Source organism: Sphingomonas sp. LHG3443-2, assembly GCF_049896405.1.
In the GTDB taxonomy this organism is placed as follows: Bacteria; Pseudomonadota; Alphaproteobacteria; order Sphingomonadales; family Sphingomonadaceae; genus Sphingomicrobium.
In genome coordinates, this window is sequence record NZ_JAFCUG010000001.1 from 1472678 (window position 1) to 1496265 (window position 23588).

Annotated in this window: 23 protein-coding genes; 15 read left to right on the top strand and 8 right to left on the bottom strand. The window is 64.4% G+C overall.

Annotation, left to right across the window (positions count from 1 at the left end; all coding sequences use genetic code 11):
- The first annotated feature begins 4 nt into the window (after nt 1–4).
- Genes ACP69Z_RS07470 through ACP69Z_RS07480 form a run of 3 tightly spaced genes read left to right on the top strand, consistent with a single transcriptional unit; the run spans nt 5 to nt 2870 of the window.
- Entirely contained in the window at nt 5–1336 is a 1332-nt protein-coding gene (locus ACP69Z_RS07470; protein WP_426266880.1) for an MFS transporter, read from the top strand.
- 26 nt (nt 1337–1362) lie between these two features.
- The gene (locus tag ACP69Z_RS07475; RefSeq protein ID WP_426266881.1) at nt 1363–2157 is read left to right on the top strand and encodes a helix-turn-helix transcriptional regulator; all 795 of its coding nucleotides are present in this window, start codon (nt 1363–1365) and stop codon (nt 2155–2157) included.
- Nucleotides 2154–2870, top strand: a complete 717-nt coding sequence (locus tag ACP69Z_RS07480) for a FadR/GntR family transcriptional regulator (RefSeq protein ID WP_426266882.1) — start codon at nt 2154–2156, stop codon at nt 2868–2870. Before ACP69Z_RS07475 ends, ACP69Z_RS07480 begins: the two co-directional genes overlap by 4 nt.
- Before the next feature lie 5 nt (nt 2871–2875).
- Here the strand turns inward: ACP69Z_RS07480 and ACP69Z_RS07485 are convergent, their stop codons facing one another.
- From ACP69Z_RS07485 to ACP69Z_RS07495, 3 genes are read right to left on the bottom strand one after another with little or no spacing between them, the layout of a single operon-like run.
- Nucleotides 2876–3268: a response regulator gene (locus tag ACP69Z_RS07485; protein ID WP_426266883.1), complete on the bottom strand. Its 393-nt coding sequence runs from the start codon at nt 3266–3268 to the stop codon at nt 2876–2878.
- Nucleotides 3268–5937, bottom strand: coding sequence for an HWE histidine kinase domain-containing protein (locus ACP69Z_RS07490; RefSeq protein ID WP_426266884.1), 2670 nt, complete (start codon nt 5935–5937; stop codon nt 3268–3270). The genes ACP69Z_RS07485 and ACP69Z_RS07490 overlap by 1 nt, the downstream gene beginning before the upstream one ends.
- A complete protein-coding gene (locus ACP69Z_RS07495; RefSeq protein ID WP_426266885.1) occupies nt 5930–6493 on the bottom strand; it encodes a biliverdin-producing heme oxygenase in 564 nt (187 codons plus the stop codon). The genes ACP69Z_RS07490 and ACP69Z_RS07495 overlap by 8 nt, the downstream gene beginning before the upstream one ends.
- 132 nt (nt 6494–6625) lie before the next feature.
- Between ACP69Z_RS07495 and ACP69Z_RS07500 the strand changes: the two genes are divergently transcribed.
- On the top strand, nt 6626–6922 hold the full coding sequence (locus tag ACP69Z_RS07500; protein ID WP_426266886.1) for a hypothetical protein: 297 nt from the start codon (nt 6626–6628) through the stop codon (nt 6920–6922).
- Nucleotides 6923–7130: 208 nt separating this feature from the next.
- Here ACP69Z_RS07500 and ACP69Z_RS07505 read toward each other — a convergent pair whose 3' ends face one another.
- From ACP69Z_RS07505 to rtcR, 3 genes are all read right to left on the bottom strand, one after another.
- Nucleotides 7131–7364: a hypothetical protein gene (locus ACP69Z_RS07505; protein ID WP_426266887.1), complete on the bottom strand. Its 234-nt coding sequence runs from the start codon at nt 7362–7364 to the stop codon at nt 7131–7133.
- Between the two features lie 48 nt (nt 7365–7412).
- Nucleotides 7413–7949, bottom strand: coding sequence for a hemerythrin domain-containing protein (locus tag ACP69Z_RS07510; protein ID WP_426266888.1), 537 nt, complete (start codon nt 7947–7949; stop codon nt 7413–7415).
- Between the two features lie 148 nt (nt 7950–8097).
- Nucleotides 8098–9702 carry an RNA repair transcriptional activator RtcR gene (gene rtcR, locus ACP69Z_RS07515; protein ID WP_426266889.1) on the bottom strand — a complete coding sequence of 535 codons (1605 nt, stop codon included), beginning with the start codon at nt 9700–9702 and terminating at the stop codon, nt 8098–8100.
- A gap of 271 nt (nt 9703–9973) precedes the next feature.
- On the opposite strand from rtcR, the gene ACP69Z_RS07520 reads away from it, so the two are divergent.
- From ACP69Z_RS07520 to rtcA, 3 genes are all read left to right on the top strand, one after another.
- Nucleotides 9974–11524 (top strand): vWA domain-containing protein, encoded by a 1551-nt coding sequence (locus tag ACP69Z_RS07520; RefSeq protein WP_426266890.1) that lies wholly within the window; start codon nt 9974–9976, stop codon nt 11522–11524.
- Nucleotides 11525–12070: 546 nt separating this feature from the next.
- Entirely contained in the window at nt 12071–13297 is a 1227-nt protein-coding gene (locus ACP69Z_RS07525; RefSeq protein ID WP_426266891.1) for an RtcB family protein, read from the top strand.
- 30 nt (nt 13298–13327) lie between these two features.
- A complete protein-coding gene (gene rtcA / locus ACP69Z_RS07530) occupies nt 13328–14350 on the top strand; it encodes an RNA 3'-terminal phosphate cyclase (protein WP_426266892.1) in 1023 nt (340 codons plus the stop codon).
- Between the two features lie 81 nt (nt 14351–14431).
- Here rtcA and ACP69Z_RS07535 read toward each other — a convergent pair whose 3' ends face one another.
- Nucleotides 14432–15280 carry a glycerophosphoryl diester phosphodiesterase membrane domain-containing protein gene (locus tag ACP69Z_RS07535; RefSeq protein ID WP_426266893.1) on the bottom strand — a complete coding sequence of 283 codons (849 nt, stop codon included), beginning with the start codon at nt 15278–15280 and terminating at the stop codon, nt 14432–14434.
- An 80-nt stretch (nt 15281–15360) separates the two neighbouring features.
- Here ACP69Z_RS07535 and ACP69Z_RS07540 point away from each other — a divergent pair, with 80 nt between their 5' ends.
- From ACP69Z_RS07540 to ACP69Z_RS07565, 6 genes are read left to right on the top strand one after another with little or no spacing between them, the layout of a single operon-like run.
- On the top strand, nt 15361–16050 hold the full coding sequence (locus tag ACP69Z_RS07540) for a DUF4129 domain-containing protein (RefSeq protein WP_426266894.1): 690 nt from the start codon (nt 15361–15363) through the stop codon (nt 16048–16050).
- Entirely contained in the window at nt 16038–17255 is a 1218-nt protein-coding gene (locus ACP69Z_RS07545; protein WP_426266895.1) for a DUF4350 domain-containing protein, read from the top strand. The genes ACP69Z_RS07540 and ACP69Z_RS07545 overlap by 13 nt, the downstream gene beginning before the upstream one ends.
- Nucleotides 17256–17275: 20 nt before the next feature.
- The gene (locus ACP69Z_RS07550) at nt 17276–18208 is read left to right on the top strand and encodes an AAA family ATPase (RefSeq protein ID WP_426268066.1); all 933 of its coding nucleotides are present in this window, start codon (nt 17276–17278) and stop codon (nt 18206–18208) included.
- The gene (locus ACP69Z_RS07555) at nt 18205–19509 is read left to right on the top strand and encodes a DUF58 domain-containing protein (RefSeq protein ID WP_426266896.1); all 1305 of its coding nucleotides are present in this window, start codon (nt 18205–18207) and stop codon (nt 19507–19509) included. The genes ACP69Z_RS07550 and ACP69Z_RS07555 overlap by 4 nt, the downstream gene beginning before the upstream one ends.
- Complete coding sequence (locus tag ACP69Z_RS07560; protein ID WP_426266897.1) at nt 19506–20504, top strand: stage II sporulation protein M; 999 nt, start codon at nt 19506–19508, stop codon at nt 20502–20504. Before ACP69Z_RS07555 ends, ACP69Z_RS07560 begins: the two co-directional genes overlap by 4 nt.
- A gap of 26 nt (nt 20505–20530) precedes the next feature.
- Nucleotides 20531–21361 carry an RDD family protein gene (locus ACP69Z_RS07565; protein ID WP_426266898.1) on the top strand — a complete coding sequence of 277 codons (831 nt, stop codon included), beginning with the start codon at nt 20531–20533 and terminating at the stop codon, nt 21359–21361.
- A 72-nt stretch (nt 21362–21433) separates the two neighbouring features.
- Here the strand turns inward: ACP69Z_RS07565 and ACP69Z_RS07570 are convergent, their stop codons facing one another.
- Entirely contained in the window at nt 21434–21685 is a 252-nt protein-coding gene (locus tag ACP69Z_RS07570; RefSeq protein ID WP_426266899.1) for a winged helix-turn-helix domain-containing protein, read from the bottom strand.
- Nucleotides 21686–22290: 605 nt separating this feature from the next.
- On the opposite strand from ACP69Z_RS07570, the gene ACP69Z_RS07575 reads away from it, so the two are divergent.
- A complete protein-coding gene (locus ACP69Z_RS07575) occupies nt 22291–22896 on the top strand; it encodes an SHOCT domain-containing protein (protein ID WP_426266900.1) in 606 nt (201 codons plus the stop codon).
- Between the two features lie 80 nt (nt 22897–22976).
- Nucleotides 22977–23480, top strand: a complete 504-nt coding sequence (locus ACP69Z_RS07580; RefSeq protein WP_426266901.1) for a hypothetical protein — start codon at nt 22977–22979, stop codon at nt 23478–23480.
- The last annotated feature ends 108 nt before the right edge of the window (nt 23481–23588 follow it).

Genomic DNA, 23588 nt, shown 5'->3' on the forward strand with positions numbered 1-23588 from the left:
CCAAATGCCGCAGCCGCTGACTGTCGAGGGGGCCGAGGGACCTAGCCTCAAAAGCTCGCTTCCCGCTCTACTGATCCTTGCCGTCGCGATCTGCGCGGGGTTCACCACCATGGTGAGCTTCGGCATCATGGCCGAAAGCGCCAAGGCCGAGCTTGGCCTGTCGGACGAGGCACTCGGCGCCATCCAGGGCGTCAGCGCGGCGGTGCCGCTGGTCCTGCTGTCGATCCCGATCGGCATCCTGGTCGACCGCGCAAGCCGGGTGCGGATGCTCCTCGTCTTCAGTCTGGTGTGGACGATCGGCACCTTTCTCACCGCCCTTGCGCCAGAAGCGTGGAGCCTGTTCGGCGGGCGGATGATGACCGGCATCGGCGCCACCGGCGCGCTGACCGCCTGCCTGTCGCTGACCGCCGACCTTTGCCGCCCAGCCGAACGCGGCAAAGGACTGCTGATCGTCACCCTGGGCAAGAGCTTAGGACAGGCCGCGGCGTTCAGTCTGACGGGATGGCTGATCGGCTATTACGCCGCGAGCGGCGTCGCGCCCCTGCTAGGCGGCCTCAGCCCGTGGCGCAGCAGTCAGCTTGCGCTCGGCATCGGCAGCGCGCTTCTGGTCCTTCCCTTGTTCCTGCTGCGCGAACCGGCCCGGCAGGAGGTGGAGCAGGGCGGCAAACCCGCGATGCGGGTGGTGTTCGGTGAGCTGTGGAGCCGCCGCGCCTTTCTCCTGCCTTTGTTCGTCGGTCAGACCGGTGTGGTCATGGCCGACGCGGCGGCCGGCATCTGGGCGGCGCCGATCATCGAGCGGCAGTTCGGGCTACGGCCGGCGGAATTCTCCGGCCTGCTCGGCACCATCATCCTCGTGTCCGGCCTTGCGGGCGCGCTGATCGGCGGGCTGGCAGCGGACTGGGGCAGCAAGACCGGCCGGCGCGGCGGCCTGCTGCTCGGCGCCTTGATCGCAGCGGTGGTCGGGGTGCCCGCCGCCCTTTTCCCGCTGCTGCCGACCGCAACGGGTACCATGCTGGTGCTCGGGCTGCTGATCCTTGCCGGAACGGTCACCGGACTAGTCACTTCGGTGGCGCTGACGGTGCTTCTTCCCAACGAGATTCGCGGGCTCAGCATCGGCGCCTTCATCTCGGTCGCGGGGCTGATCGGCTTTGGCATCGCTCCGCCGCTGGTCGCCATCGTCAGCAAGCCACTGGGCGGCGAGTCGGCGCTCGGCCTTGCGCAGGGTCTGGTCGGCGTGCTGGTCAGCCTGATGTCGGTGTGGGGCTTCTGGCTGGCGATGAGGCGGGCCCCGGATGAGGCCACCTCTCGGAAGGGTCTCGACCTACCTCTCAGATAGGTGTACTTTCCTCCTCAGGAGGCGGCATGGATCAACAGCACGCAGGTCGAATCGAAGCAATTCCGGTTTCGGACGAGATGCTGGCGCTGCTTGGCAGCGGCGACTTGGGCGCAGAACCCTGGCCCGCCGATCCGATCGCCTTCGAGATTCACTTCGGCGATCGCCGCACCCCGGCCCACCTGCGCTTTCATGGCCGACCCGAAGCGACTCTGGATGTCGCCGACAGCGGTGAGGACCGGCTGATCCAGATCGTGTCCCGCACCGCCTGCGAGCGGCTGCTTGGGTCGGCGCTCCTCTGGGGAGAGGGCAGCGTCCGCTATCTGCCTGCCGCGCTGCAGGGGATTGCGGTGGCGGTACGCGACTGCCGGCTGCCCGCCGCAACGGCCTTGCCCTACCGGCTCGCCAAGAACATCGAGTTCCTGTGCGAACTGATGGAAGCGCAGCGCCGCGGCGAGCTGGAAGAAGGCTCGCCATGCGGCGGCCTGTCCAGCACCGATCGTGCGCGGATCGCCGCGGCGCGTCAGATCGTCGACCGCGAATGGAGCGCCAAGCTGACGCTCGAGCAGATTGCGCGCAGCTGCGGGATCAATCGCGGCAAGCTCGCCCGCGGGTTTCGCGAACTTTACGGTTGCACGGTCACCGAAGCGCTGGCCGAGCGCCGCCTGGCCGAAGCGCAGCGGCAGCTGATTGCGACCGATCTGCCCATCGCGCTGATCGGCTATCGCAACGGCTACCAGAACAACGCCGCCTTCACCCGCGCTTTTGGGCGCCGCTTCGGTCTCAGCCCGTCGACCTTCCGGACGATCGGTCTCGCGGCATGAGCCAGGTGGCGGAACGGCCTGGCCGGACATTGGTCCGGGTCGCGATCGATGCGGTGAACCAGCACATCCGCGACGAGGGGCTGCGGGTCGGCGACACGCTGCCGGGCGAGGGTTTCTTCGCCGAGCGGCTTGGGGTCAGCCGTGCGGTCATGCGCGAGGCTTATGGCGCGCTGGCTGCGCTGCGGCTCATCGACGTCGGCAACGGCCGCAAGCCGCGGGTGGGAGCGCTCGACGGATCGGTGATCGCGACCTCGCTCGATCATGCCATCTCGACCGCGCAGATCCGGGTCGGCGATGTGTGGGACGTGCGCCGCACCATTGAGCTGCGCACGGCGGCGCTGGCGGCAGCCAATGCGCGGCCCGATCAGGCGCGTCAGATTGTCGCCCTGGCCGAGGAGATCGCGCAGATCGACGAGACCGGCGAAGCGACCACCGAAGCGGATATCGCTTTCCACCTCGCGATCGCAGAGGCGAGCGGCAATGCGCTCTTTTTCCAGATCGTGGTGTCGTTCGTGCCGCTGATGCGGGTGGCGGTGCCCAAGGCGTGGCGGACGCGCCGAACCGAGGAGGAGCGCGCCGACGTACTGGCGACGCACCGGGCGCTTGCGGCCGCTATCGCGGACGGAGACTCGGAAGCGGCGCAGCGCCTGATGGCGGCGCATTTCGACGAGAGCATCGGCGCCAAGCTGCAAAGCCAGGGCGAGCGCTGGTAACGGCTTCAGCCCACCGTATCGTCGAACGGACCGTCGAGCTTCTCCTCGACGATCTGGACCAGCTTGCGGGTTGGATAGGGCTTGGACAGGAAGGTGCCGCTGTCGGGCAGTTCCTCGTCCGCCACGCTGACGGCGCCTGAGGTGACGATCAGGCTGACATCGGGGCGGAGGCGATTGACCTCGTGCGCGAGGCCAAGGCCGTCCATCTCGCCCGGCATGTTCACGTCGGTGAAGACCAGGCCGATGTTGGGATGCTCGGCGAGGACATGAAGCGCTTCACCGGCGTCGCCGGCCTCCCAGGCCATGATGCCGCGCTCGGTCAAGGCGTCGGCCGCGACCATTCTGACGAATGGCTCGTCTTCGACGACCAGGACTTCCTTGGGGAGTGTAAAGCTCATCAACATCGAACCGACGGAGGGGGTGTCCCGTTCCGGTTTGAGCCACAAACCGTGGATCGAGGCGGTGACCAGCGGTCGCCCTTGCACCTAGTGTGATGCGTTTGCCTTGCTCTTGGTCCCCACCAGGTCGCTGACGCTCGAGCAACGTTTTCAAGCGTGTACGGCTTCTGGACGATGATCTGATTGCGATGCTCCATCGGCAGCTGCGCTTGCTCGCCATAGCCGGTCGCGAAGAGGAACGGGATGCCGAGTTCCAGCAGCCGGTCAGCCACGGGAAAGCTGTTGCGGTCGCCAAGATTGATGTCGAGCATCGCAAGCGACGGCCGGTTGGCGTCGATCGCATCCAACGCCGCTTCCACCGTCCCGGACGTGGCAATGGTCTCTGCCCCGAGCCGCTGAAGCACGTCTTCGGCATCGAGTGCGATGATCAGGCTGTCTTCGACGAGCAGAACATCGAGCCCGGTCAGCATGGGCTCGGGTGGCTCGGTCGGGTGACCGTAAGCAGGCCGGGGATAGCGGATGGGGGTGCCAGCGATCGATTTCGGCTGTTCCGAGACGTGGCGGGCAGGGATCCGGAACGATGCTTTAACGCCTGAGGGTGCGTAATCGACGGTGGCGCTACCACCCAGGTCATAGGGTACCGATTTGCCGATAATGGTTGTCCCGAACCCGCGGCGGGTCGGCGGGGTGACGGGCGGACCGTCACGCTCCTCCCACGTCAGGACGAGATCGCCTGCATCATTGCGGTCCCAGGCAATCGCAACCTGACCATCGCCCGACAGGCTGCCGTATTTGGTCGAATTGGTGACCAGTTCATGCAGCACCAGCGCCATGGTCGAGAACGCCTGCGGGTTGAGCATCACCGGCTCACCGGACACTTCGATGCGCTCGCGAGGCTCGATGTAGGCACGCGCTTCCGCGTCGATCAACGCGCGCAAGGGCGCTGGGCCCCAGTGATCGTCCGTGATCTGGTTATGCGCCCTGGCGAGCGCATGAATGCGGCCATCGACCACCGACACGAATTCCTTCACCGCCGGGTCGGACGGCTGCGACTGGCGAATGAGGCCGCGGATCACGCCCAGGATGTTGCGCACGCGGTGGTTAAGTTCGGCGATAAGCAGTTCCTGCCGCGCGCTTGCCCGCTGCCGCTCGGCGGACGCGTCGTCGGCCAGCCGTAGCACCACCTCGATCAGCGTCGCACGAAGCGTCTCGGCAACCCGCACTTCCGACGGCGAGAAGGGCTGCGAACGACCGCGCACCAGTTCCTGCCACTCGGCGAAGCTTTCCCGGGGAGTCAGCCGCGGGCCGTTGGGACCATATTCCACCGGCTTGTGGGGATCGCCGGCCCAGCGCACCGAACGCACCAGCTCGGAGCGGAACAAGACCACATAGTCCCGGGGAGCCCGCGAGATCGGAATGGCGAGCAGACCGGCGGCTGCCGAGGAAAAGGCTTCGGCGCCCTCGACCAGGGACGATATCTGGTCGGTTGCATAGACCTTGCCCGATGCGGTTCCGTTCAGCGCCCGGACGATGCGGCGAAAATCATCCGCTTCGGGGGTCAGGCCCGAAAAAGCGAAGCTGCCGTTGATCCATACGCCAACGCCGTCGGCCGGAATGGCGTTGGTGAGGATGTCCCCCAGCCAATCAGGATCCTTGAGAAGCGTTTCGTCCGACGCGACGGCCCCGAGCAACTGGTCGGAGATGTCCCGCGCGCGCCGCTCGTAGTGAACGGTCGCCTGACGCTCGAAGCTCTCAAGCCGCATCGAGAACATCTGAGCAAACAGCTCGGTGATCGACCGGCGCTCGAACGAGGGGCAGCGCGGCGAGTAATGGTGGCAGGCGAACAGCCCCCACAGCTTGCCGTCGACAAGGATCGAGATCGACATGGACGCGTCGACGCCCATGTTCTTGAGATATTCGATGTGGATGGGCGACACTGCGCGCAGGGTCGACAAGGAGAGGTCAAGCGGCGTGCCATGCTCGTCCAGGGCAGGGACGATCGGCACGGGCGTCGCATTGACGTCGGCGATCACGCGCAGAAGATTGCGCTCGTAGAGCTTGCGCGCCTGCTGGGGGATGTCGCTGGCGGGGTAGCGAAGCCCGAGGAACTTGCCGATGCCGCCGCGCACCGCTTCGGCCACTACTTCGCCGGACCCATCGGGCGCGAACTTGTAGACCATGACGCGGTCGAAGCCGACCAGCGCCCGGACCTGCCTTGCCCCTTCGCGAAAGAAGGTCTGGAGATCGGCGCATTGGTCCAGGCGCGAGATCATCGAGCGCACGGTGCCGCTCGCGTCGCTCGGCTCTCCGGACGCCGGCTCGCACTCAATCACCACCTGCCCGTGGGAGAAGTGGATCGAGATGTCGAAGGGCTTCCCTCCCTCCAGAAGAACGCAGCCGAACATCCTTTCGGTTGCATCGGGCCCGCGAAGCATGGCCGTTCGGTTGCGAAGGTCGTGCATGACCTTGGCGGAGAGCAGGTTGGCGAGGGGTTCGCCGATCAAGTCAGTCGGCGAACGACCAAGAAAGTCGCCCACGTTCGCGGACGCGCGGGCGACGATCCAGTCGGAGGTCAGCGCCAGCAAGAACCCGACAGGCTGGATCGCCCCCAGGGTGTGGATCGGCTCCCGATCGCAATTGGTGAGGTCGACACGATCTTGATTAGGCAACGTCAGTGATCCTTGTGACACCCAGATGCTGCCCGCTGCGCTCGAACACGGCGAACAGGGCTTGCGCGGCCGCGATGGCCTGGTCGATCGCGGAGTGTTCGGTGAGCTGCTCGTCGAGCACGCTGACCAGCGTCGGCCAGGCCTTGGGATAGCTGTCCGAAAGAAAGGCGACCGGCAATCCCGGTGCTACTGCTCGGCGCAGGATGTTTCCGCCGAGCCGCGAGCCCTCCAGGACATAAACCCAACCGAGCAGGCTAGGGATTCCACTCACCGGAAGGATCTCCCCGTCCGGCACTGGAAGCCCAAGTTCCGCCAAGTCCGCTACGAGGAGATGCGATCGTCTCCGGCTGGGCCAATCGGGCAGCAATGTGCCGATGCCGGCGCCATCTAGCGCCTTTTCGGCCGGAAGAAAGGCGGCCGCCTGCGCCATAAGAAACTGCTCATATCCGCCACGGCTTCCAAGATCGGCAGCGGAGAAAAGCGCATCGACCCGCTCATGGCAGTCGGCAGTGCCGTCACGTAGCCGGAAGCGGGCAGATTGACGTCGATTGTGCACAGATTTCCAAGGCTGCGGGAGGAGCGATTAGGCTCTCTACTCAACCAAGCAGATTTAAGAAATACACTTGCGAACAGAGCGCGCTACAGTTCGCCTCCCGAGCGGCGATGGCTGCTACCCTGCAGTGGGGCCTTGATCCGCCCGGTTCCAGTTATTGCGAACGCCCTGACCCTGGTTGAAGAGCCCGCGGAGCTGCCGCTTCGTGCCGAGACCGCCAATATGCGCGTCGATGTTATCAAAGCCCTCAGCTTTGAGGCGCTTCTTCAGCTCCAGCATGGTGCTGCACTCGGGCGCCAGCCCGATGGCTCGTTGGAGAACGCTTTCCATGCTGCGCGCTATACGGCGCGCAGCTTAAAGACCCGTGAGCGTCCCGTTCATCAAGCAACAAGAGAAGGCCGTTTCGGACAAGCCAAAGAACGGGCCGAGTGAAGCGTATGGCGAGTACTCCGCTCGGCCCTGACCAGCGGGCGTCAAGGGGACGATTGGCTTGGCTGACTTCTTGGCAGGGCAGGTTTCAGACGAGTGTCTATCTAACCGAAGACTTAGGCTTACGCGCTCGTGGGTTCTGCAGCGGCGAACTTAGCGAGGAAGGAGGCTGAGCACTGCTACACGACTTCCTTCTCCGCACTTCGGCAGGTCAGGAGGTGAAGCGGACGCCGCCCACGTAGCGGCGTCCGAACTCCTCATACTCGATGGTATAGCGACGATCGCTGACGTAGCGAACGCCCGGTCCGTTCAGCACATTGGCGACGTCGAAGGTCAGCTCGACGACCCGACGCACCTCGTAGCGGGCGGAGAGGTCGAGCTCCTCGTCTGCGCGCCAATGGCCGTCGCCGCGATCCACCAGCGTGTCGGCGACAAGTCGAGCCAATCCGAGCGCCGCTGGTTGGGGATCACTGGCTGGATAGCGGAAGAGCCATCAGAGTGCTTGCTCGCCATGCTCGAGGAGCGCTGGGATGACGAGATCCTCCTCGTCGGCGAGATGCTGCTGCAACAGCATCAGAAGATGCCCGATCGTGTCGGCGAAACGGTCGGTGGCCTGGCGTTCTCCTCCCGCTCTTTGCGAGAGTGCGGCCAGCAGTTCGCGTGCATGCTCCACCGTTGCCACAAGGCTCTGATGGATGAGCTCATGATCGGCTTCGAGCAGATCGAAGCCGGCAATCAGGCGCGCGTCCAATTGCCGGAACTTGGGGAAGTAGACGTGATCCTCGATGCGATGATGTTGGTCAAGATGCTGCAGGAAGGAATTGAGCCGCGGGACGAAGGCCTGCTGGAGATGAAGGCCCTCGATCTCCCGGCCGCGATAAGCGTCCACGATCCGCACGACGTCCGCGCCTTCGCTGCGCAAGCTGGAATGCACATGCATCCAGAAATTGGCCAACTCGCCAAAGTTCGCATGCGACCGCCAGTCGCTGGCCGGGTAGAGTGCACGCAAATAGGCGAGGTCGTCCGCCAACCCTTTGCGCGATCCAAGCGCCAGCGACGTCGGTTCTAATTCATCCACCCGCGCAATCACTCCAGTTTGGCGTCGGCCCGCGACCTGTCACATGCTGATGAAACTGGCGAGCACTTCACCGGCTCCGGTGGAGAAGGCGGAATTTCGATCAGCTGCTCGAGGTCTCCGCATGCAGAGCTGACCACTCGAGGCCATGGCGTTGCAGGTATTTGCGCAGGCGATCTGCGTCGTTTGAGCTGGTGCGCCGCGCCCGAGATGCGCTGTAGAGTTGCCGGCCGGCTTCAGACAGAGAGCGGCTACGACGGCAGGTGCGCACAACTTCGGCGAGCTGCACGCGCTCGATCGGATCGATCGCCGCCAATGTCGACGCGTCGAGCAGCTCTCCCAGCGGATCCTCGGGGCCCTTCTGCCCGGACCAGAAGCGGCGGAGGCGCAGCTTCTCCGCTTCAACCGTCGCGACATCGATCCGCCCTGCAGGCGCGAACGTCGCCATTCGGGTCACACTGGCGGCGAGGTCGCGGAAATTGCCGGTCCACAAGGCGTCCGGCGCCGTCGCGAAATCGAGAAAGGTGCGGCGGGCTTCCTTGTTGAAGCTGACGCGATTGCCCTCCCGCTCGGCGAAGCGATCGAGCTCGTAATCGAGGTTCGGTTCGATATCCTCCAGCCGGTCGCGCAGGGCGGGGAGTTCGAAGGTCCACAGGTTGAGGCGCGCGAACAGGTCGTCGCGGAACGAACCCGCAGCGACCGCCGCGCCAAGATCGCGGTTGGTCCCGGCGATCAGCTGAAAGTCCGAGGACGATTCCTTGTCCGCACCGACGGGCAGGAAACGCTTCTCTTCGATGGCCCTCAGGATCATCGCCTGTTCGTCGAGCCCCAGCTCCCCGATCTCGTCGAGGAAGAGCACGCCCTTGTTAGCGGCGCGAAGCAAGCCAGGGCGATCGGTCGCGGCCCCGGTGAAAGCGCCTTTCTTGTGGCCGAACAACGCCGACATGGCGCTGTCGCCGCGCAGCGTTGCGCAGTTCACTTCAACGAATTCGCCCGACACCTGGTGCTTGGAGCGCTTGAGGTCGAAGATGCGGCGGGCGAGCTGGGACTTTCCGGCTCCTGTAGGCCCCATGAGGAGAAGAGGCGCGCGGGAGCGAACCGAGACCTGCTCGATCTCGTCGATCATGCGATTGAATACCGCATTCCTTGTTTCAATGCCGGACTTGAGAAACGAACTCGCTTCCACCGCCGCTTGCTCGAACCGGGTCGCGATGCTGTCGTAGCGGGAAAGGTCGAGGTCGATCGCACTCCAGTTGCCCGCGCAATCGTCATGTTTGCCCTTGGGCGGGTGCGTCTGAAGCAGGCGTCCGGGCAGATAGCGAGCCTCGGTGAGCAGAAACAGGCAGATCTGCGCGACGTGGGTGCCGGTGGTGATGTGGATCAGATAATCCTCGGCCTCCGGATCGAAGGGGTAAGCGCGGGCAAAGTCCAGGAGCTTGCCGTACACCTCTTCGAAGTCCCACGGGTTGGTCAGGCTCATCTCGTGCAGACGGACATCGGTCTCTGGCGAAACCCGCGCGATGTCGGCCCGGACGTAGCTCGCGAGCCCGTCGTGAGCGCTGCCGTGGATCAGCTCCAGCCGATCGATCCGCAGGTCTTCCTGCATGCACATGCCGACCGTCGGCCGCCACTTGCCCCACCGGGAGGGGCCGAGCTTGCTGGCGTCCAGCGTCGAACCAACAAAACCAAGCACAACAAGCGATCTCATTCTTATACAATCGGCTAAATTCTTATCTTTGTCGATAGAGCCTTGGTGAGCGTAGTTACATGGCCCTGAACAACGCGCACTGCGGCCAACCGCAAAGTTTCATTCTCCCCCAATACCTTAGCCGTGCATCTCTGCGCCATCTCAAGCAAATGGCACGGCGCATGCGCTTTCTTCTGTGCCGGGCCACAGGGTCCGGTGAAGCGGAAGAAGGGGCGGCCGGAATGGGCTGGCCGCCCCCGAAACCGCCGCCGAGATCACGAAGGAAGATGCCATGGCCAACAAGGGCCTTTTCGCTTCCGCTGTTGCGCGCTTCCTGCCGGCTGCGGACACGCTCAACCGCTCGCATGCGCCGGCTTACGCTTATTCGCCGGAGCATCGGCTTGCCCAGCTCGCAGCAACCGGCACTCTTCAGGACAATTTCTACGGGAGTGCGGAGGCGCAGCTCGGGGACGTGCTGGCGACCGCCCGCTCGGTGGATCCGCAGTTCGTCGCCCGGGCAGCGGTCTACGCACGGTCTGTGGGAGCAATGAAGGACATGCCCGCGCTGCTCACCGCGCATCTCACCGTCGCGGACCCGGACCTTGCGGTGCGCGTCTTCGACCGGGTGATCGACAATGGCCGTATGCTCCGCACCTTTGTGCAGATCATGCGCTCCGGCGTGGTCGGCCGCCGCTCGCTCGGGACCCGGCCGAAGCGGCTGGTCAAGCAGTGGCTGGAGCGCGCGTCTATGCGCCAGCTGATGCAGGCCGCGACCGGAAACGATCCCTCGCTCGCCGACATCGTCCGGATGGTCCATCCCAGACCTGCCGATGAAGCACGGCGGGCGTTCTATGCCTGGCTGATCGGAAAGCCGTACGCGGTCGATGACCTTCCGGCCGAAATCGCGGCGTTCGAGGCCTTCAAGTTCTATCTGACCGGTCCGGTCCCGAATGTGCCCTTCGAGTGGCTCACCGCTTTGTCGCTATCGGCGGAGCAGTGGGTGGAAGCGGCTTCGCGGATGGGCTGGCAGGCGCTGCGGATGAACCTCAACAGCTTTGCCCGCAAGGGCGTGTTCGCTGTCGAGGGCGCGACCGACCTCATTGCAGGTCGGTTGTCGGACCCGTCCGAACTGTCGAAGGCGCGGGTGCAGCCCTACCAGCTGCAGATGGCGCTGTCGGCGGTGGATGCAGGCGTGCCGCTGAAGGTGCAGGCCGCACTGGAGACCGCGCTCGAAGCGTCGCTGGCCAACGTGCCGGTGATCAATGGGCGGGTCGTGGTCTGCCCCGACGTGTCGGGCTCCATGAGCGCGCCGCTGACGGGCTATCGCAAGGGCGCCACCTCCAAGGTGCGCTGCATCGACATCGCGGCGTTGGTGTCGTCGGCGCTGCTGCGCCGCAACGCGTCCACGCGGATCATGCCGTTCGCGGAAGGGGTGGTTGATCTGTCGCTCGATCCATTCTCGAGAGTGGCGGCGAACGCGGCGAAGCTCGCGTCAGTCGGCGGCGGCGGGACCAACGTCTCGGCACCTCTCGCCCGGTTGAATACCGAGCGGGCGGAGGCCGACCTGGTGGTGATCGTCTCGGACAACGAGTCCTGGATGGATGCGACCCCTAATGGCGCGACAGCGACGCTGCGGGAGTGGGAACGGCTGAAGAAGAGGTGCCCGGGCGCCAAGCTCGTGTGCATCGATCTCCAGCCCTACGGCACCACCCAGGCGAAGGGACGCGAGGACATCCTCAACGTCGGAGGCTTCTCCGATGCGGTCTTCGATACTCTCGCTCGCTTCGCGGCGGGCGCGGACCAGCGCGACTGGGTTGCGGAGGTGAATGGAATGGAGATCTGACGACAAGGCGCGGCGAATGCCGAAAGGACTACAGCTTGTCACGCTCCAGGTCGCGGGTTCGAGCCCCGCCGCAAGTGGCCAGCCACTTAGCGTAGCTCAGATGGTAGAGCAGGACGTCCTTTCACCTCTCGTCGCCGCGACGTGTCGTCAGCAACGTGGCAAACCGGCGAATGCCGATGGGAGTACATTGGGTGGAGGCTTCGGCCAGCGGTTCGAATCCGCAACCTCCCATCGATCCCTCGTCGCTGGTGATCGGGCGAATGCCGGTCGGACTACAGGGTAGAGCGCCTGCTTCCCGCAGGAGGTCGACGGTTCCCATCCGTCCCCGGCAACGGGTAGCTCAGTCAATCGTCCGGCCAATCCTCGTCGCTCGAACGGGCCGAACGCGGCGAATGCCGACGGGACTACATCGAATTTCAGTGTCGCCGGTTCGAATCCGGCCGGGCCCGCAAGCCCGTAGCTCAGCTGGTAGAGCATGAAACCGTCCCGTCACTGCCTTGTCGCCGCACCGGCAGGACCTACAAGATTCAAGCACAGGAGGGCCGCATGGCCGAGCAGAGTTTCGAAGTGATGGGTGTCGAGGGCGGTCGGCCCGTCAAGATGTGGACCAAGGGCGTTCCGGTCGACCCGAAGGCGCGCGACCAGCTGTCGCGGGCGGCGAAGATGCCGTTCGTCTTCAAGCATGTGGCGGCGATGCCGGACGTCCATGTCGGCATTGGTGCGACCGTCGGATCGGTCATTCCGACCAAGGGCGCGGTCATCCCGGCGGCAGTTGGGGTAGATATCGGTTGCGGCATGATGGCGGCGCGCACGTCGCTCCACGCCGCCGACCTTCCCGACAATCTTGAGGGAGTGCGCCGCGCAATCGAACGCGCCGTTCCGCACGGCCGTGACGTTGCGCGCGGCAAGCGCGATCCGGGCAGCTGGGGCGACCCGCCGCCGGGGATCGTCGCCGCCTGGTCGACTCTCGCCGAGCGGTTCAAGCGGATCACCGACAAGTATCCGAAGCTCGCCAAGACCAACAACCTCGTCCATCTCGGGACGCTCGGGACCGGCAACCACTTCATCGAGCTCTGCCTCGACGAAGCGGACGCCGTGTGGGTCATGCTCCACTCGGGCTCGCGCGGCGTCGGCAACGCCATCGGCAGCTTCTTCATCGAGCTTGCCAAGGAGGACATGCGCCGCTGGTTCGTGAACTTGCCCGATGAAGACTTGGCCTACTTCCCGGAAGGAACCGAGCATTTCGATGATTATGTCGAGGCGGTCGGTTGGGCCCAGGACTTTGCGGCACTCAACCGGCGGATGATGATGACCAACGTCATTCGCGCGATCCGCAGCGTCATCGCCAAGCCGTTCGAGGCGGAGCTGGAGGCCATCAACTGCCACCACAACTACGTCCAGAAGGAGAACCACTTCGGCCAAAACGTGCTCGTCACCCGCAAGGGTGCGGTGCGCGCGGCCGAGGGCGTCATGGGGATCATCCCCGGCTCGATGGGGGCCAAGTCCTTCATCGTTCGCGGCCGCGGCAACAAGGAGGCGTTTGACAGCTGCAGCCATGGCGCTGGCCGGCTGATGTCCCGCCACGAGGCGAAGCGCCGCTTCACGGTCGACGACCATGTCGCAGCGACTGCTGGCGTCGAATGCCGGAAGGATGAAGGCGTGATCGACGAGACCCCGGCTGCCTACAAGCCGATCGAAGCGGTCATGGCGGCGCAGTCCGACCTTGTGGAGATCGTCCACACCCTCAAGCAGGTGGTGTGCGTCAAGGGCTAGTCCCTTGGCGCGCCCGGCCAGGAAAGCAGCATGATTGTCATTGACGGTTCGCATGGCGAGGGCGGCGGCCAGGTGCTCCGCACCGCACTCGCCCTGTCCCTCGCCACCGGCCAGCCCTTCCGGATCGAGAACATCCGCGCGAAAAGGTCGCGGCCCGGGCTGATGCGCCAGCATCTGACCGCCGTTGAGGCCGCCTGCGCGATCGGCAATGCCGAGTGCGAGGAGCTGGAGATCGGCACGTCCGCGCTGACCTTCCGCCCCGGTGCGGTGACTCCGGGCGACTATCGCTTCGCCGTCGGTACGGCTGGCAGCACAAGCCTCGTGCTGCAAACGATCCTCCTGCCGCTGGCGCTCGCGGGCGGCCCTTCGAGCCTCGTGCTCGAAGGCGGAACGCACAACATCCACGCACCGCCGTTTGACTTCATCGAGCGGACCTATCTGCCCCTCATCGAACGCATGGGTCCGAGGGTGACCGCGCGCCTCGACCGTTATGGCTTCGCGCCGGCCGGGGGCGGGCGGATTGAGGTCGAGATCGAGCCCGCCAGGGCGCTCCAGCCCCTCGACCTAATCGAGCGGGGTGAACGGCAGGAGGTCGGCGCCAGGGCGCTGGTTGCCGCCCTTCCAGGCGAAATTGCAGCCCGCGAGTTGGAGGCGGCCGAAAAGGTGCTTGGCTGGTCGCTCGGCGGTGAGTCGATCAGGAAGCTCCCCGACCGCGCTGGCCCCGGCAACATTCTCCTCCTCGAGGCGCAGTTCGAGCACGTCACCGAGGTGGTCAGCGGCTTCGGCAAGCTGGGGGTGTCAGCCCAGACCGTCGGCGAGCAGGCGGCGAAGCGCATGGCCGGCTACATCGCTTCGAACGCCTTTGCCGGCCCTTACCTCGCCGACCAGCTGCTTCTTCCGATGGCCCTTGCCGGTGGCGGTAGCTTTACGACGGTGAAGCCCAGCCTTCATGCGCGCACGGCGGCTGGCGTGATCGAGATGTTCTTGCCGCTCTCGATCAGCTTTGTTGAGCAGGAGGATAAGCGACACCTCGTCAGCGTGCGATCGGCATGATCGTCCACGACTGACTTTATCTACTGGGAGAAGCAGATGACACTGCTTCTCCCGGCAGTACTCACGACGCTTCGAAAAGCTTTAGCTGAACACCTGGGCCAGTTCACCAGCGCCGCCGCCTTCCTTGGCGTCGCGAAGTTCGACGAACAGCGAGGGCTGGATGGTTGCCCACAGCAGGCCGAAGACAAGGCCGCTGAGGGCAGATGACGCGATTACTGCCATCTGGAAGGAGCCATCCTCAAGAGCCGCCGTGCTGGTGCTGGCGAGACCAACCAGCCCGAAGACGGCAAGAACCAGGTAAAAGGTGATAAGGACGACCACCTGGAGGCCCAAGATCTTCCAGCGATGGCCGCGGGTCAGTTCGCGGCTGCGGGAAAAGGCGCCGAACACGCCGGTGCGCTCTTCAACCAAGGCGGGAACGCAGACCGCCCACATGCAGCCGAGAATGATACCGGGGACTATGACGAACAAAATGCCGAGGGCGACGCCCATGACCCACAAGAGGGTCAGGCCAACCACCGGCAGGGCAACGCGCAAGCCTTGCGATAGGCACTGGCCAAAGGTCGGTCGGCTGCCTTCATGGGCCATGACCAGGCCGCGGGTCATGATCGCCTGCATCAGGCCACTCCCGACCAGGCTCACGGCCGCCAGCAACATCTGGACCGCGAAGAAGCCGATTGCGGCGTTTGTGTTTGCCTCGTCCGAGTTGGCGGCTTGTGAAACAACCAAGACCTGACTGAGAACGGACGGGATGGCACCGAACAACACTGCCGATCCGAACGTAATTAACGGGTATTTCGCAATGAACGAAAATGCCCGCGAAAAAATCCGTCCGATGGAGACTGTGCCATTGCCGGCAACTTCATGTCTCATTGTCGCCACGTAGGTTAGTCCCCCAATTTCTTGGGTGATCTTGCGATGAACTTGCACCACTGTCCAGTATTAACGCCTTGCAAGCGCCACGCGTCCACTCCATGCTTCCGCAAGATCGAGGGGCGGGCGGTTTCAGCGTGGCAAAAGGGGAAACGACGCAGCCATTCGACCGGGCGTGGGAAGCGTTGAAGGCCGACCCATCCGTCCAGTTCAACCTGACACCGGCACCGCCCGATCCGAAGCCTCCCGAATGGCTGGAGGCGATCGGGCGCTTCTTCCAGGCGATACTGCGGCCGGTCGGCCACTTTTTTCAATGGCTGTTCGGCTGGCTACCCGGCCCACCCGCGACGCGGCTTATTCTTGGCGTCCTGTTGGCGGCCGGGGTTGCGGCGCTGCTGTGGATGATCGTCGATCGTGCACGGCGGGGCGACTGGCGCTTCTCTCGGCGGCAACGCGCCGCAGTGGCAGCCGGCGGCGGCAGCGAACAGGGTGCTTGGCTGCCGCAGGAGATGCCTGTCCGAAGCTGGCTCGAGGAAGCGGATGAACTCGCTCGGCAGAACCGCTTCGCTGATGCCGTGCGCTGCCTCTTGCTACGATCGGTCGAAGACATGGCCACGCGCCGCCCGGATGCGGTGCGGCCCGGTCTCACCAGCCGCGAACTGGCGCGATCCGCGCTGCTGACCGAACGTGCGCGACCGCTGTTTGCCGGCCTCGCGCGGCTGGTCGAAGACAGTCATTTCGGTGGCCGCGAAGTTGGCGAAAGCGGATGGCGGGAAGCCCGCGAGGCCTATGGCAGCTTCGCCTTGCCCGAGACGTGGCGCGCGTGAGCGGCGCGGCGACCGCAGACGGCCAGGATCCATTCCGGCGACGGTTGATGCTGCTGCTGGCGGGATTAGGCGTTCTTGCCTTTGTCCTCAGCCTAGTCCTCGGCGCCTACGCGCCCGACCTCAAGACCGGCAAGGACGGCGGCACGCATGGCCTCAGCAATGCTGCCGTAGGATTCAGCGGGATCGTCCAGCTTGCCGAGGCGACCGGGCGCAGCCCGCGCCTGGTCCGTACGACACGCGATCTCCACGGCGAAGAACTGATCATTGTGTCCCCGCCCGACGGAGCAGTTCCGCTCGCCAACATCCTTGAGGCGCGCGGTGCCAAGACGACCCTGATCGTGCTGCCCAAGTGGGAAGCCAAGGCGCGGCGTTCGCCCAAGGGATGGGTGTCGGTCGATGATTTCGTGCCGGCCGATCGCATCACCAATGTCCTTGAGCCAACGTACAAGATTACCATTGCCCGCCGACGCTCCGAACGACGGGCGTTACAGAGCCGGTCGGCACTGGTGTCTTCGGTCGAGGGGCTGAGCGAGCCACGGATCGTTCAGACAATGGCGGGGCCGAAGCTGGAGCCGATCCTGGTGGACAGCCGCGGCGCGACCGTTCTCGGCCGGATCGGCGATGGCGCGCTGTACCTGCTTGCCGATCCCGATCTCCTCAACAATCACGGCATGACCGAGAGAGCGCAGGCGCTAGCTGCCCTTCAGCTGCTGGACGACCTCAACAGCACCGATGCGGAAGGACTGGTATTCGACCTGTCGGCAAACGGCTTTGGCGGTACCCGCAACCCGTTGCAGCTACTGTTCGGCCCGCCTTTTCTGGGCGTGACTTTGGTCATCTTCGTCGCACTCTTGCTCGCGGGATGGCAGGCGATTGTCCGGTTCGGGGCACCCCGGCTGCCGGTCAGGGCGATCGCTTTCGGCAATGCGGCGCTGGTCGAAAACAGCGCCGCCCTTATCCGCAAGGCGGGACGGGAAACCGCGCTCGGCGCCCGCTATGCCGACCTTGTCCGCGACCGCGCGGCGACGCTCTTCCACCTTTCGGGCCAGAGCGCACCGGAGAACATCGAGCAGACCCTCGACCAACTGCGTCCGGAAAAGCCCTTTTCCGAGCTGGCGCGCGCGGTCGCCGCTGCGCGCACCCGTCAGGAACTAACAATCGCAGCTCAAGCGCTGAACCGCTGGCTGCAGGAGGCAAAAACGTGAATTTCGCCGACGTACGAAGCATGTGTGACGAGATCCGCCGCGAGATTGGTAAAGCGGTCATCGGACAGGAAGAGACGATCGACCTGATGCTGGTCGCGCTCCTCGCCCGAGGGCACGTCCTGCTGGAAGGGCCGCCGGGCACCGCCAAGACCCTGATTGCGCAATGCTTCGCCCGCTCGATCGGGCTGGATTACGGCCGCATCCAGTTCACGCCCGACCTGATGCCGAGCGACATCATCGGCGCCAACCTGTTCAACTTCCAGACCTCGACTTTCACCCTGACCCGGGGCGCGATCTTCACCGACCTGCTACTAGCGGACGAGATCAACCGCACCCCTCCCAAAACCCAGGCGGCGCTGCTGGAAGCGATGCAGGAACGGCAGGTCACCATCGACGGCGAGACCCATTCGCTGGGCGACCAGTTCCTTGTCGTGGCGACGCAGAACCCGATCGAGCAGCAGGGTGTCTATCCGCTTCCCGAAGCCCAGCTCGACCGTTTCCTCTTCAAGCATCTGGTCGATTACCCGAGCGCCGAGGAAGAACGGAAGATCATCGCCAGTCACGGCAGCAGCCGTCAGGCGATGGACCCGTCCAATTGGGGCGTCGAGCCGGTGGTCGACAAGGCACAACTCGCCGCAGCAACTGAGGCAGTGGCGTCGGTCCGGCTGGTGGATGAGGTCATCGATTATGTCGCCGGCCTGATCCGCGGCACCCGCACCGCCCCGGACCTTCAGTCCGGCGCCTCGCCGCGCGCCGGTGCGATGCTTGCAGGCGCCGCGCGGGCGCATGCCGCGCTCGATGGTCGCGACTTCGTCATTCCCGACGATGTGAAGGCCTTGGCGCCAGCCGTCCTCAGGCACCGCGTGCTTCTCTCGCCGTCGGCTGAAATCAACGGGCGCCGGGTCGAGGACGTGGTCACTGCCATCATCGACCAGATCGAGGCGCCGCGTTGATCTATCCGACCCGCCGCGCAGTGCTGCTGGCGGCGAGCGGTGCCCTTGTGGCGCTGCTCACAGCGGCGCTCGCGGCTGACTATTGGTATCTCGCGCTTGCTTGGCCACTAGCGATCTCGGTGTTGATCGCGGTGGATGCGGTGCGGTCGAAGGGCGGTGCCGGGCTCGAGCTTGCCATCCCGTCGAGCGCATTCGTCGGGGAAGAACGCGAGGCCGAGATCGGCCTGACGGCCGGACCGGACCTGCGGCAGGCGGAAATCGCCTTCGACCGCTCGCCGCTGATCGCCATGCCGGACGAAGGGCGGGTGGCGCTTGACACGGCACGCGACGGCGGAACGGCGACTGTACCGATGACGATGTTGCGTCGGGGGCTGGCGAGGCTTGAAACGCTGTGGCTGCGCTGGCCTGGGCCGCTCGGACTGGTCTGGCGGCAGCGCGAGATCGCTCGCGACGACCGCATCCACATCCTTCCCGACCTTCGTCCGACCCGCCGTAACGGCGTCCGGTTGTTCGAGCGTTACGCCATCGAAGGCTCGATCAAGCAGCTCATCCGGGGGGAGGGCGGCGACTTCGATGCCTTGGTCGAGTTCCGGACGGGCATGGATCGCCGCTCGATCGACTGGAAGAGCAGCGCGCGCGCGACCAAGCTGCTGGCGCGACATTACCATGGCGAGAAGAACAACCAGATCTGCTTCGCAATCGATTGCGGGCGGCAGATGTCGGAGCCCGTAGCAGGGATGGCGCGGGTCGATCACATGATCGGCGCGATCCTTTTGACGGGGTGGCTCGCCCTCCGGGTCGGCGACCGTATCTCGCTCACCGCGTTCGACAGCCGCCCCCGCCTGACTAGCGGCTTCTTCGCCGGCGCCAGCGCCTTTTCAGAGCTTCAGCGGCTGGCGGCCGGGGTCGATTATGGCACCGACGAAACCAACTTCACCTTCGCCCTGACCGAGCTCAACGCTCGCCTTCACCGCCGCTCGCTCGTCATCCTCTTCACCGAAGTGACGGACCGCATCTCCGCCCGCTTCCTGCTGTCGATGCTGCGGCTTCTCATTCGCACCCACCTCGTGCTCGTCGTCATGCTGCGCAACGAGGAATTGGAAAGCCTTGCCGCCGCCACCCCCGAGCATGCCGACGACGTTGCCCGCGCGATCACCGCAGGCGCGATCCTGAAGGAAAGACAGGAAGTCGTCACCGAGCTCCGGCGCCTAGGCGTCGATGTTCTCGAAGCCGGCCATGACGAGGTCGCTCCACGCATTGCCGAAGCCTATCTCGATATCAAGCGGAGGGACCGGCTGTGAACGCGCCACTCGTCAACGCAACCCGCTTCCGGGCCGAACATTCCGCCGACTGGGAACGGCTGGAGTCGTTGGTCGAGCGGCTGGAGAAGAAGTCGCTTCGATCGCTGAGCGACGACGATATGTTGGCGCTGCCGCGCCTTTACCGAACGACATTGTCGTCGCTTTCCGTTGCGCGGGATACGTCCCTCGATCAATCGCTTCTCACCTACCTCGAGCAGCTTTGCGTGCGGGCCTATTTCCAGATTTATGGGGTCCAGACCTCACCCGGAAAGCAGGTCCTCCACTTTTTCGCGCGTGGATGGCCCGAAGCAGTGCGCAGTCTGTGGCGCGAACTGGCCTTCTGCGCAGCGCTGACGGCGCTTGCCGCCGTCGCCGCTTACTTCCTGGTGCGGAGCGACCCCGAATGGTTCTACGGCATCATCCCGCAGGGGCTCGCCTCGGGACGTGATCCGTCGGCCAGCGCCGATTTCCTGCGAGGAACGCTCTACGACGACGGGGATGGCGCGCTTGCCCTGTTCGCGACCTTCTTGTTCACCCACAACGCGCAGATCGCCATCTTCTCCTTCGCGCTCGGCTTTGCGCTGGCTGTTCCGACGATCCTGGTGATTGCTTACAATGGGCTGATGCTCGGCGCCTTCTTCGCAGTGTTCGAAGCTAAGGGGCTCGGCCTCAATCTCGCCGCTTGGCTGATGATCCACGGCACGACAGAAATCCTCGCCATCTGCATCGCCGGCGCGGCCGGGATGCGGATCGGCCTTGCGCTCGCCTTCCCCGGCGTGCTGACCCGCATGGAAGCGATGGTCGCGGCCGGCCGGGTTGCGGCTACCGCGATGCTCGGCACGGTGATCATGCTTGCGGTCGCCGGCGTGCTTGAAGGCATCGGGCGCCAGACCATCAACGATGACGGCCTCCGCATGCTGATCGGCGGCACGGCGCTCGCCGGCTGGCTGGTTTACTTCTTCCTTCCCGCCCGCTTCCGGCCCGGAGCGCCGTGATGGCAAGGAAAGCCAAAGCTGACTCCATGCGCCGGCCGTTCGTCACACCTGAAGGAGTTGATCTTCAGCTCGAGCTTGCAACGGCTGGCGCCCGTGCGGCCGCTTTCGCCATCGATGCGCTGCTGCTCCTTACTTTGCTGATCGTTGTGACGCTGTTGCTCGTATGGCTGGGGCTCGATGGCAGCGCCGTGCAGGGCGTCGCCATTGTCTGGCTGATCGGCTTCTTTCTGCTCAGGAACTTCTGGTTCAGCGTGTTCGAGATGGGGCGCCGCGGCGCAACGCCCGGCAAGCGGCTGGTCGGCTTGCGCGTGGTCGCTCGCGACGGCAGCCGCCTGAGCGGCGCGGCGGTCGTGGCTCGCAATGCCATGCGCGAGATCGAGGTGTTCCTCCCGATTTCTTTCCTCGCGGCGCAAGAAGCCCAGGGTGTCGCGAGCACCTTCCTCACCATCTTCGCGCTCAGCTGGAGCGGGATATTCCTCTTTTTTCCTCTAATGAATCGCGACCGCCTTCGTGTCGGCGACCTGGTAGCCGGCACTTGGGTTGTGGAAGTGCGAAAAACCAAACTCTCCTACGATCTCGTCGGTGCATCGCGGCAAGTCCGCCGCCACTTCCCGGAAGAAGCTCTGTCGACTTACGGGATCTACGAATTGCAACGGCTGGAGAATGTGCTCCGGGCCGAGCAGCCGGTCGCGATCGCCACCGTTGCACGCACGGTCCGCGAGAAGTTCGGCATTCCAAGTGACGGCGATGATTTCGGCTTCCTCACCGACTTCTATGCCGAGCTCTGCGCCCGGCTTGAGAAGGGCATGATTTTCGGTCAGCGCCGCGAGTCGAAGAACCAGCTGACCTCGTCCTGACCTTGCCGGGGGCTGCAGGCGGGCCAACGAGAGTACGCCCAACTAAGATTACTCGCTGCACCTGCTGGACTGCTAAGGCTGAAAGCGTTCAGCGCACTCAGATCCGCAAACGATACCCACCGCCGGCTCGTTCAGGATCAGCCTTGGTTTGCCAGCATCCTCCTCGAGTTTCAGTCGCAAATCCCTGGCAGCGACGCGGAGGTATTCGAAGTCTCGCTCATGCGCCGCGCCCCAAATGGTGCGGAGGAGATGGTTGTGGGTGACGACGCGAGGCAAACTCGGCCAATCAAGCGCTGGAGTTGCAGAACTTTCACAACAAAGCACAGTCGGTCATGACGGCTCACCCTCGTCTCATAGAGGGTGGCTAGGAAACCGGTGGCCCTGGACTAACGAATGGCGATCACGCTGGCGGCACTGGTGACCCCTACGGGAGGGGTCTTCAAATGCGCAGAAAGGCTGTAATCCGCCAATCTACAAAGCTTGAATTACTGGCCTCTGTGCACATCTTCTGTACTCACGAGCCGACTATCGGTCGCTTCCTCAGCCAGCATGAGTCCTCGCGCGGGCGCCGTCAACCGGTCTGCGGCAGGTTCGACAGCAGCAGCCCATTCGTCTCCTTTTGGTGGTAAGCGGAATGGCTGCTCTCGGGTTCGAAGAGGCCGATAGCAGACATCCGTCTGGGCGAAGCCTTACAGCCTAAGCGCCTAGCTCGGCCGCAACAGAGCGAGACGCCAGCCCCAGTGCCGCTGCACGGGCGGGCAATCTATGCGCCTAACGCTTTCGGTTCTGTGACCCGCCTCGCGCCCGATTAACTTTCGTGTATGCTACACCTCGGTAAATGGTGGGGGGGGGTAACGATGGGCAGTGTTCTCAGATGGGCGCCCATGCTGGGCTTCGTTGCACTTGCCTGGTCTAGTGGGGCTGCAGCGATGACGCCCGCAGTTCAGTGCCGGAAAGCAGGATTCCCAGATGGGCACTCGTTCCGCGAGCAGTGCCTCAAACGCGTGTTTTCGGAACGTCGAGCCAACTTCTGGAAGAACGAGGCGCCCCGCGTTCTCGTCGGTGGGCTAGTCGGCGCCGTCGCAGCCACCGGTGGTGCTGCAGCTGGCATTGTCACTGCGCGGCCGGGCCCCGGCGTGTACCGAGTCAAAAGCGGAGGGCGCGACTTCAACGTCAAGGTCGAGGCAAACACCGCGACGGTGCGATCTGCCCGCATGTACGAGAATGTCGGAAAAGATCAGGAGCAATGGGTACAAGCCGCTCAGATAGCTAGCGGCTGCCTGATCATCAGACCGGTAAGGGATTTCGATGCGCTATACGTCTGGCTAGACTGCGGCGCCGCGGCTCAAGTGCCGGCGCCGGTACAGACGGCCCCGTCATCAACAACCTTCGTTGCGCCGTCGACGAATTTGCCCCCGACGCAATCGCTGGCCGACGAGCTCGGAAAGCTTGCAACCCTGCGGAAACAAGGCCTGCTCAGCGAAGCCGAGTTTCAGTCTGCAAAGGCAAAGCTATTAAGCGGGGGCTCGAAGTAGCGGCGTTGTCACCGCGCTCGCCAGCGGCCGAGGCCGGCGACGATCTGGAGCATCGACAAACTAATGTATGGAAGTCAGGAATGATGCGCTGCTTTCCAGTACGAAAGGCTTCGCTGGCGCTTCTCGCCGTCATCGTAGCTGGACTTGAGGCAGCGCCCCCGGCCCATGCTGCGGAACGCTACGCTGTCAGCCTAACTCGCAAAAGTTCGAACTTCTACAAGGTCGACGGTCAATCCATCTGGGTGCAGACGCGCTACTGCTACGTCTATGGCTACGGCGAACGTGCCTCCCTTGGTCCATACGACGTCGAATTCAAAGATAGCGACGACAAGTGCGACGTCCGTCGGGTGCTCCAACAAGCTGACGTAACGCCTGGTGCCTACAAGGTGCAGGTCACGCAGGAAGCCGACGATTTATACTCGACGCTAGAAGGCACCTTCATCAGAACGAGCATGTGTCTCAACCTTGCTATAGGCCAAGAAGCTGTCGTGCGGATTGGAGTGGGGGGCTATGGCACTCTGCGTTTTCGTGATGATGGCGAGGAATGCACTGGTGAGACGGTGCTGACCCAGCTTCACATCTAAGCGTTAAGATTGCAGCAGCCGCCCATGTCTGCCTTCCGCCCCTTGGCGGACAGTCTGCTTACGATCATTCGGACATTCAGCACCCCAAGCCGGTGAGCGGCAGATGGT

Excerpts from the sequence above, each read along its gene's own strand:
- ACP69Z_RS07550 (WP_426268066.1), top strand. The coding sequence starts at position 17,276 with ATGTGTGACGAGATCCGCCGCGAGATTGGTAAAGCGGTCATCGGACAG.
- ACP69Z_RS07565 (WP_426266898.1), top strand. The coding sequence starts at position 20,531 with ATGCGCCGGCCGTTCGTCACACCTGAAGGAGTTGATCTTCAGCTCGAG.
- ACP69Z_RS07475 (WP_426266881.1), top strand. The coding sequence starts at position 1,363 with ATGGATCAACAGCACGCAGGTCGAATCGAAGCAATTCCGGTTTCGGAC.
- ACP69Z_RS07480 (WP_426266882.1), top strand. The coding sequence starts at position 2,154 with ATGAGCCAGGTGGCGGAACGGCCTGGCCGGACATTGGTCCGGGTCGCG.
- rtcR (WP_426266889.1), bottom strand. The coding sequence starts at position 9,702 with ATGAGATCGCTTGTTGTGCTTGGTTTTGTTGGTTCGACGCTGGACGCC.
- ACP69Z_RS07485 (WP_426266883.1), bottom strand. The coding sequence starts at position 3,268 with ATGAGCTTTACACTCCCCAAGGAAGTCCTGGTCGTCGAAGACGAGCCA.
- ACP69Z_RS07470 (WP_426266880.1), top strand. The coding sequence starts at position 5 with ATGCCGCAGCCGCTGACTGTCGAGGGGGCCGAGGGACCTAGCCTCAAA.
- ACP69Z_RS07520 (WP_426266890.1), top strand. The coding sequence starts at position 9,974 with ATGGCCAACAAGGGCCTTTTCGCTTCCGCTGTTGCGCGCTTCCTGCCG.
- ACP69Z_RS07525 (WP_426266891.1), top strand. The coding sequence starts at position 12,071 with ATGGCCGAGCAGAGTTTCGAAGTGATGGGTGTCGAGGGCGGTCGGCCC.
- ACP69Z_RS07580 (WP_426266901.1), top strand. The coding sequence starts at position 22,977 with ATGATGCGCTGCTTTCCAGTACGAAAGGCTTCGCTGGCGCTTCTCGCC.
- ACP69Z_RS07575 (WP_426266900.1), top strand. The coding sequence starts at position 22,291 with ATGACGCCCGCAGTTCAGTGCCGGAAAGCAGGATTCCCAGATGGGCAC.
- rtcA (WP_426266892.1), top strand. The coding sequence starts at position 13,328 with ATGATTGTCATTGACGGTTCGCATGGCGAGGGCGGCGGCCAGGTGCTC.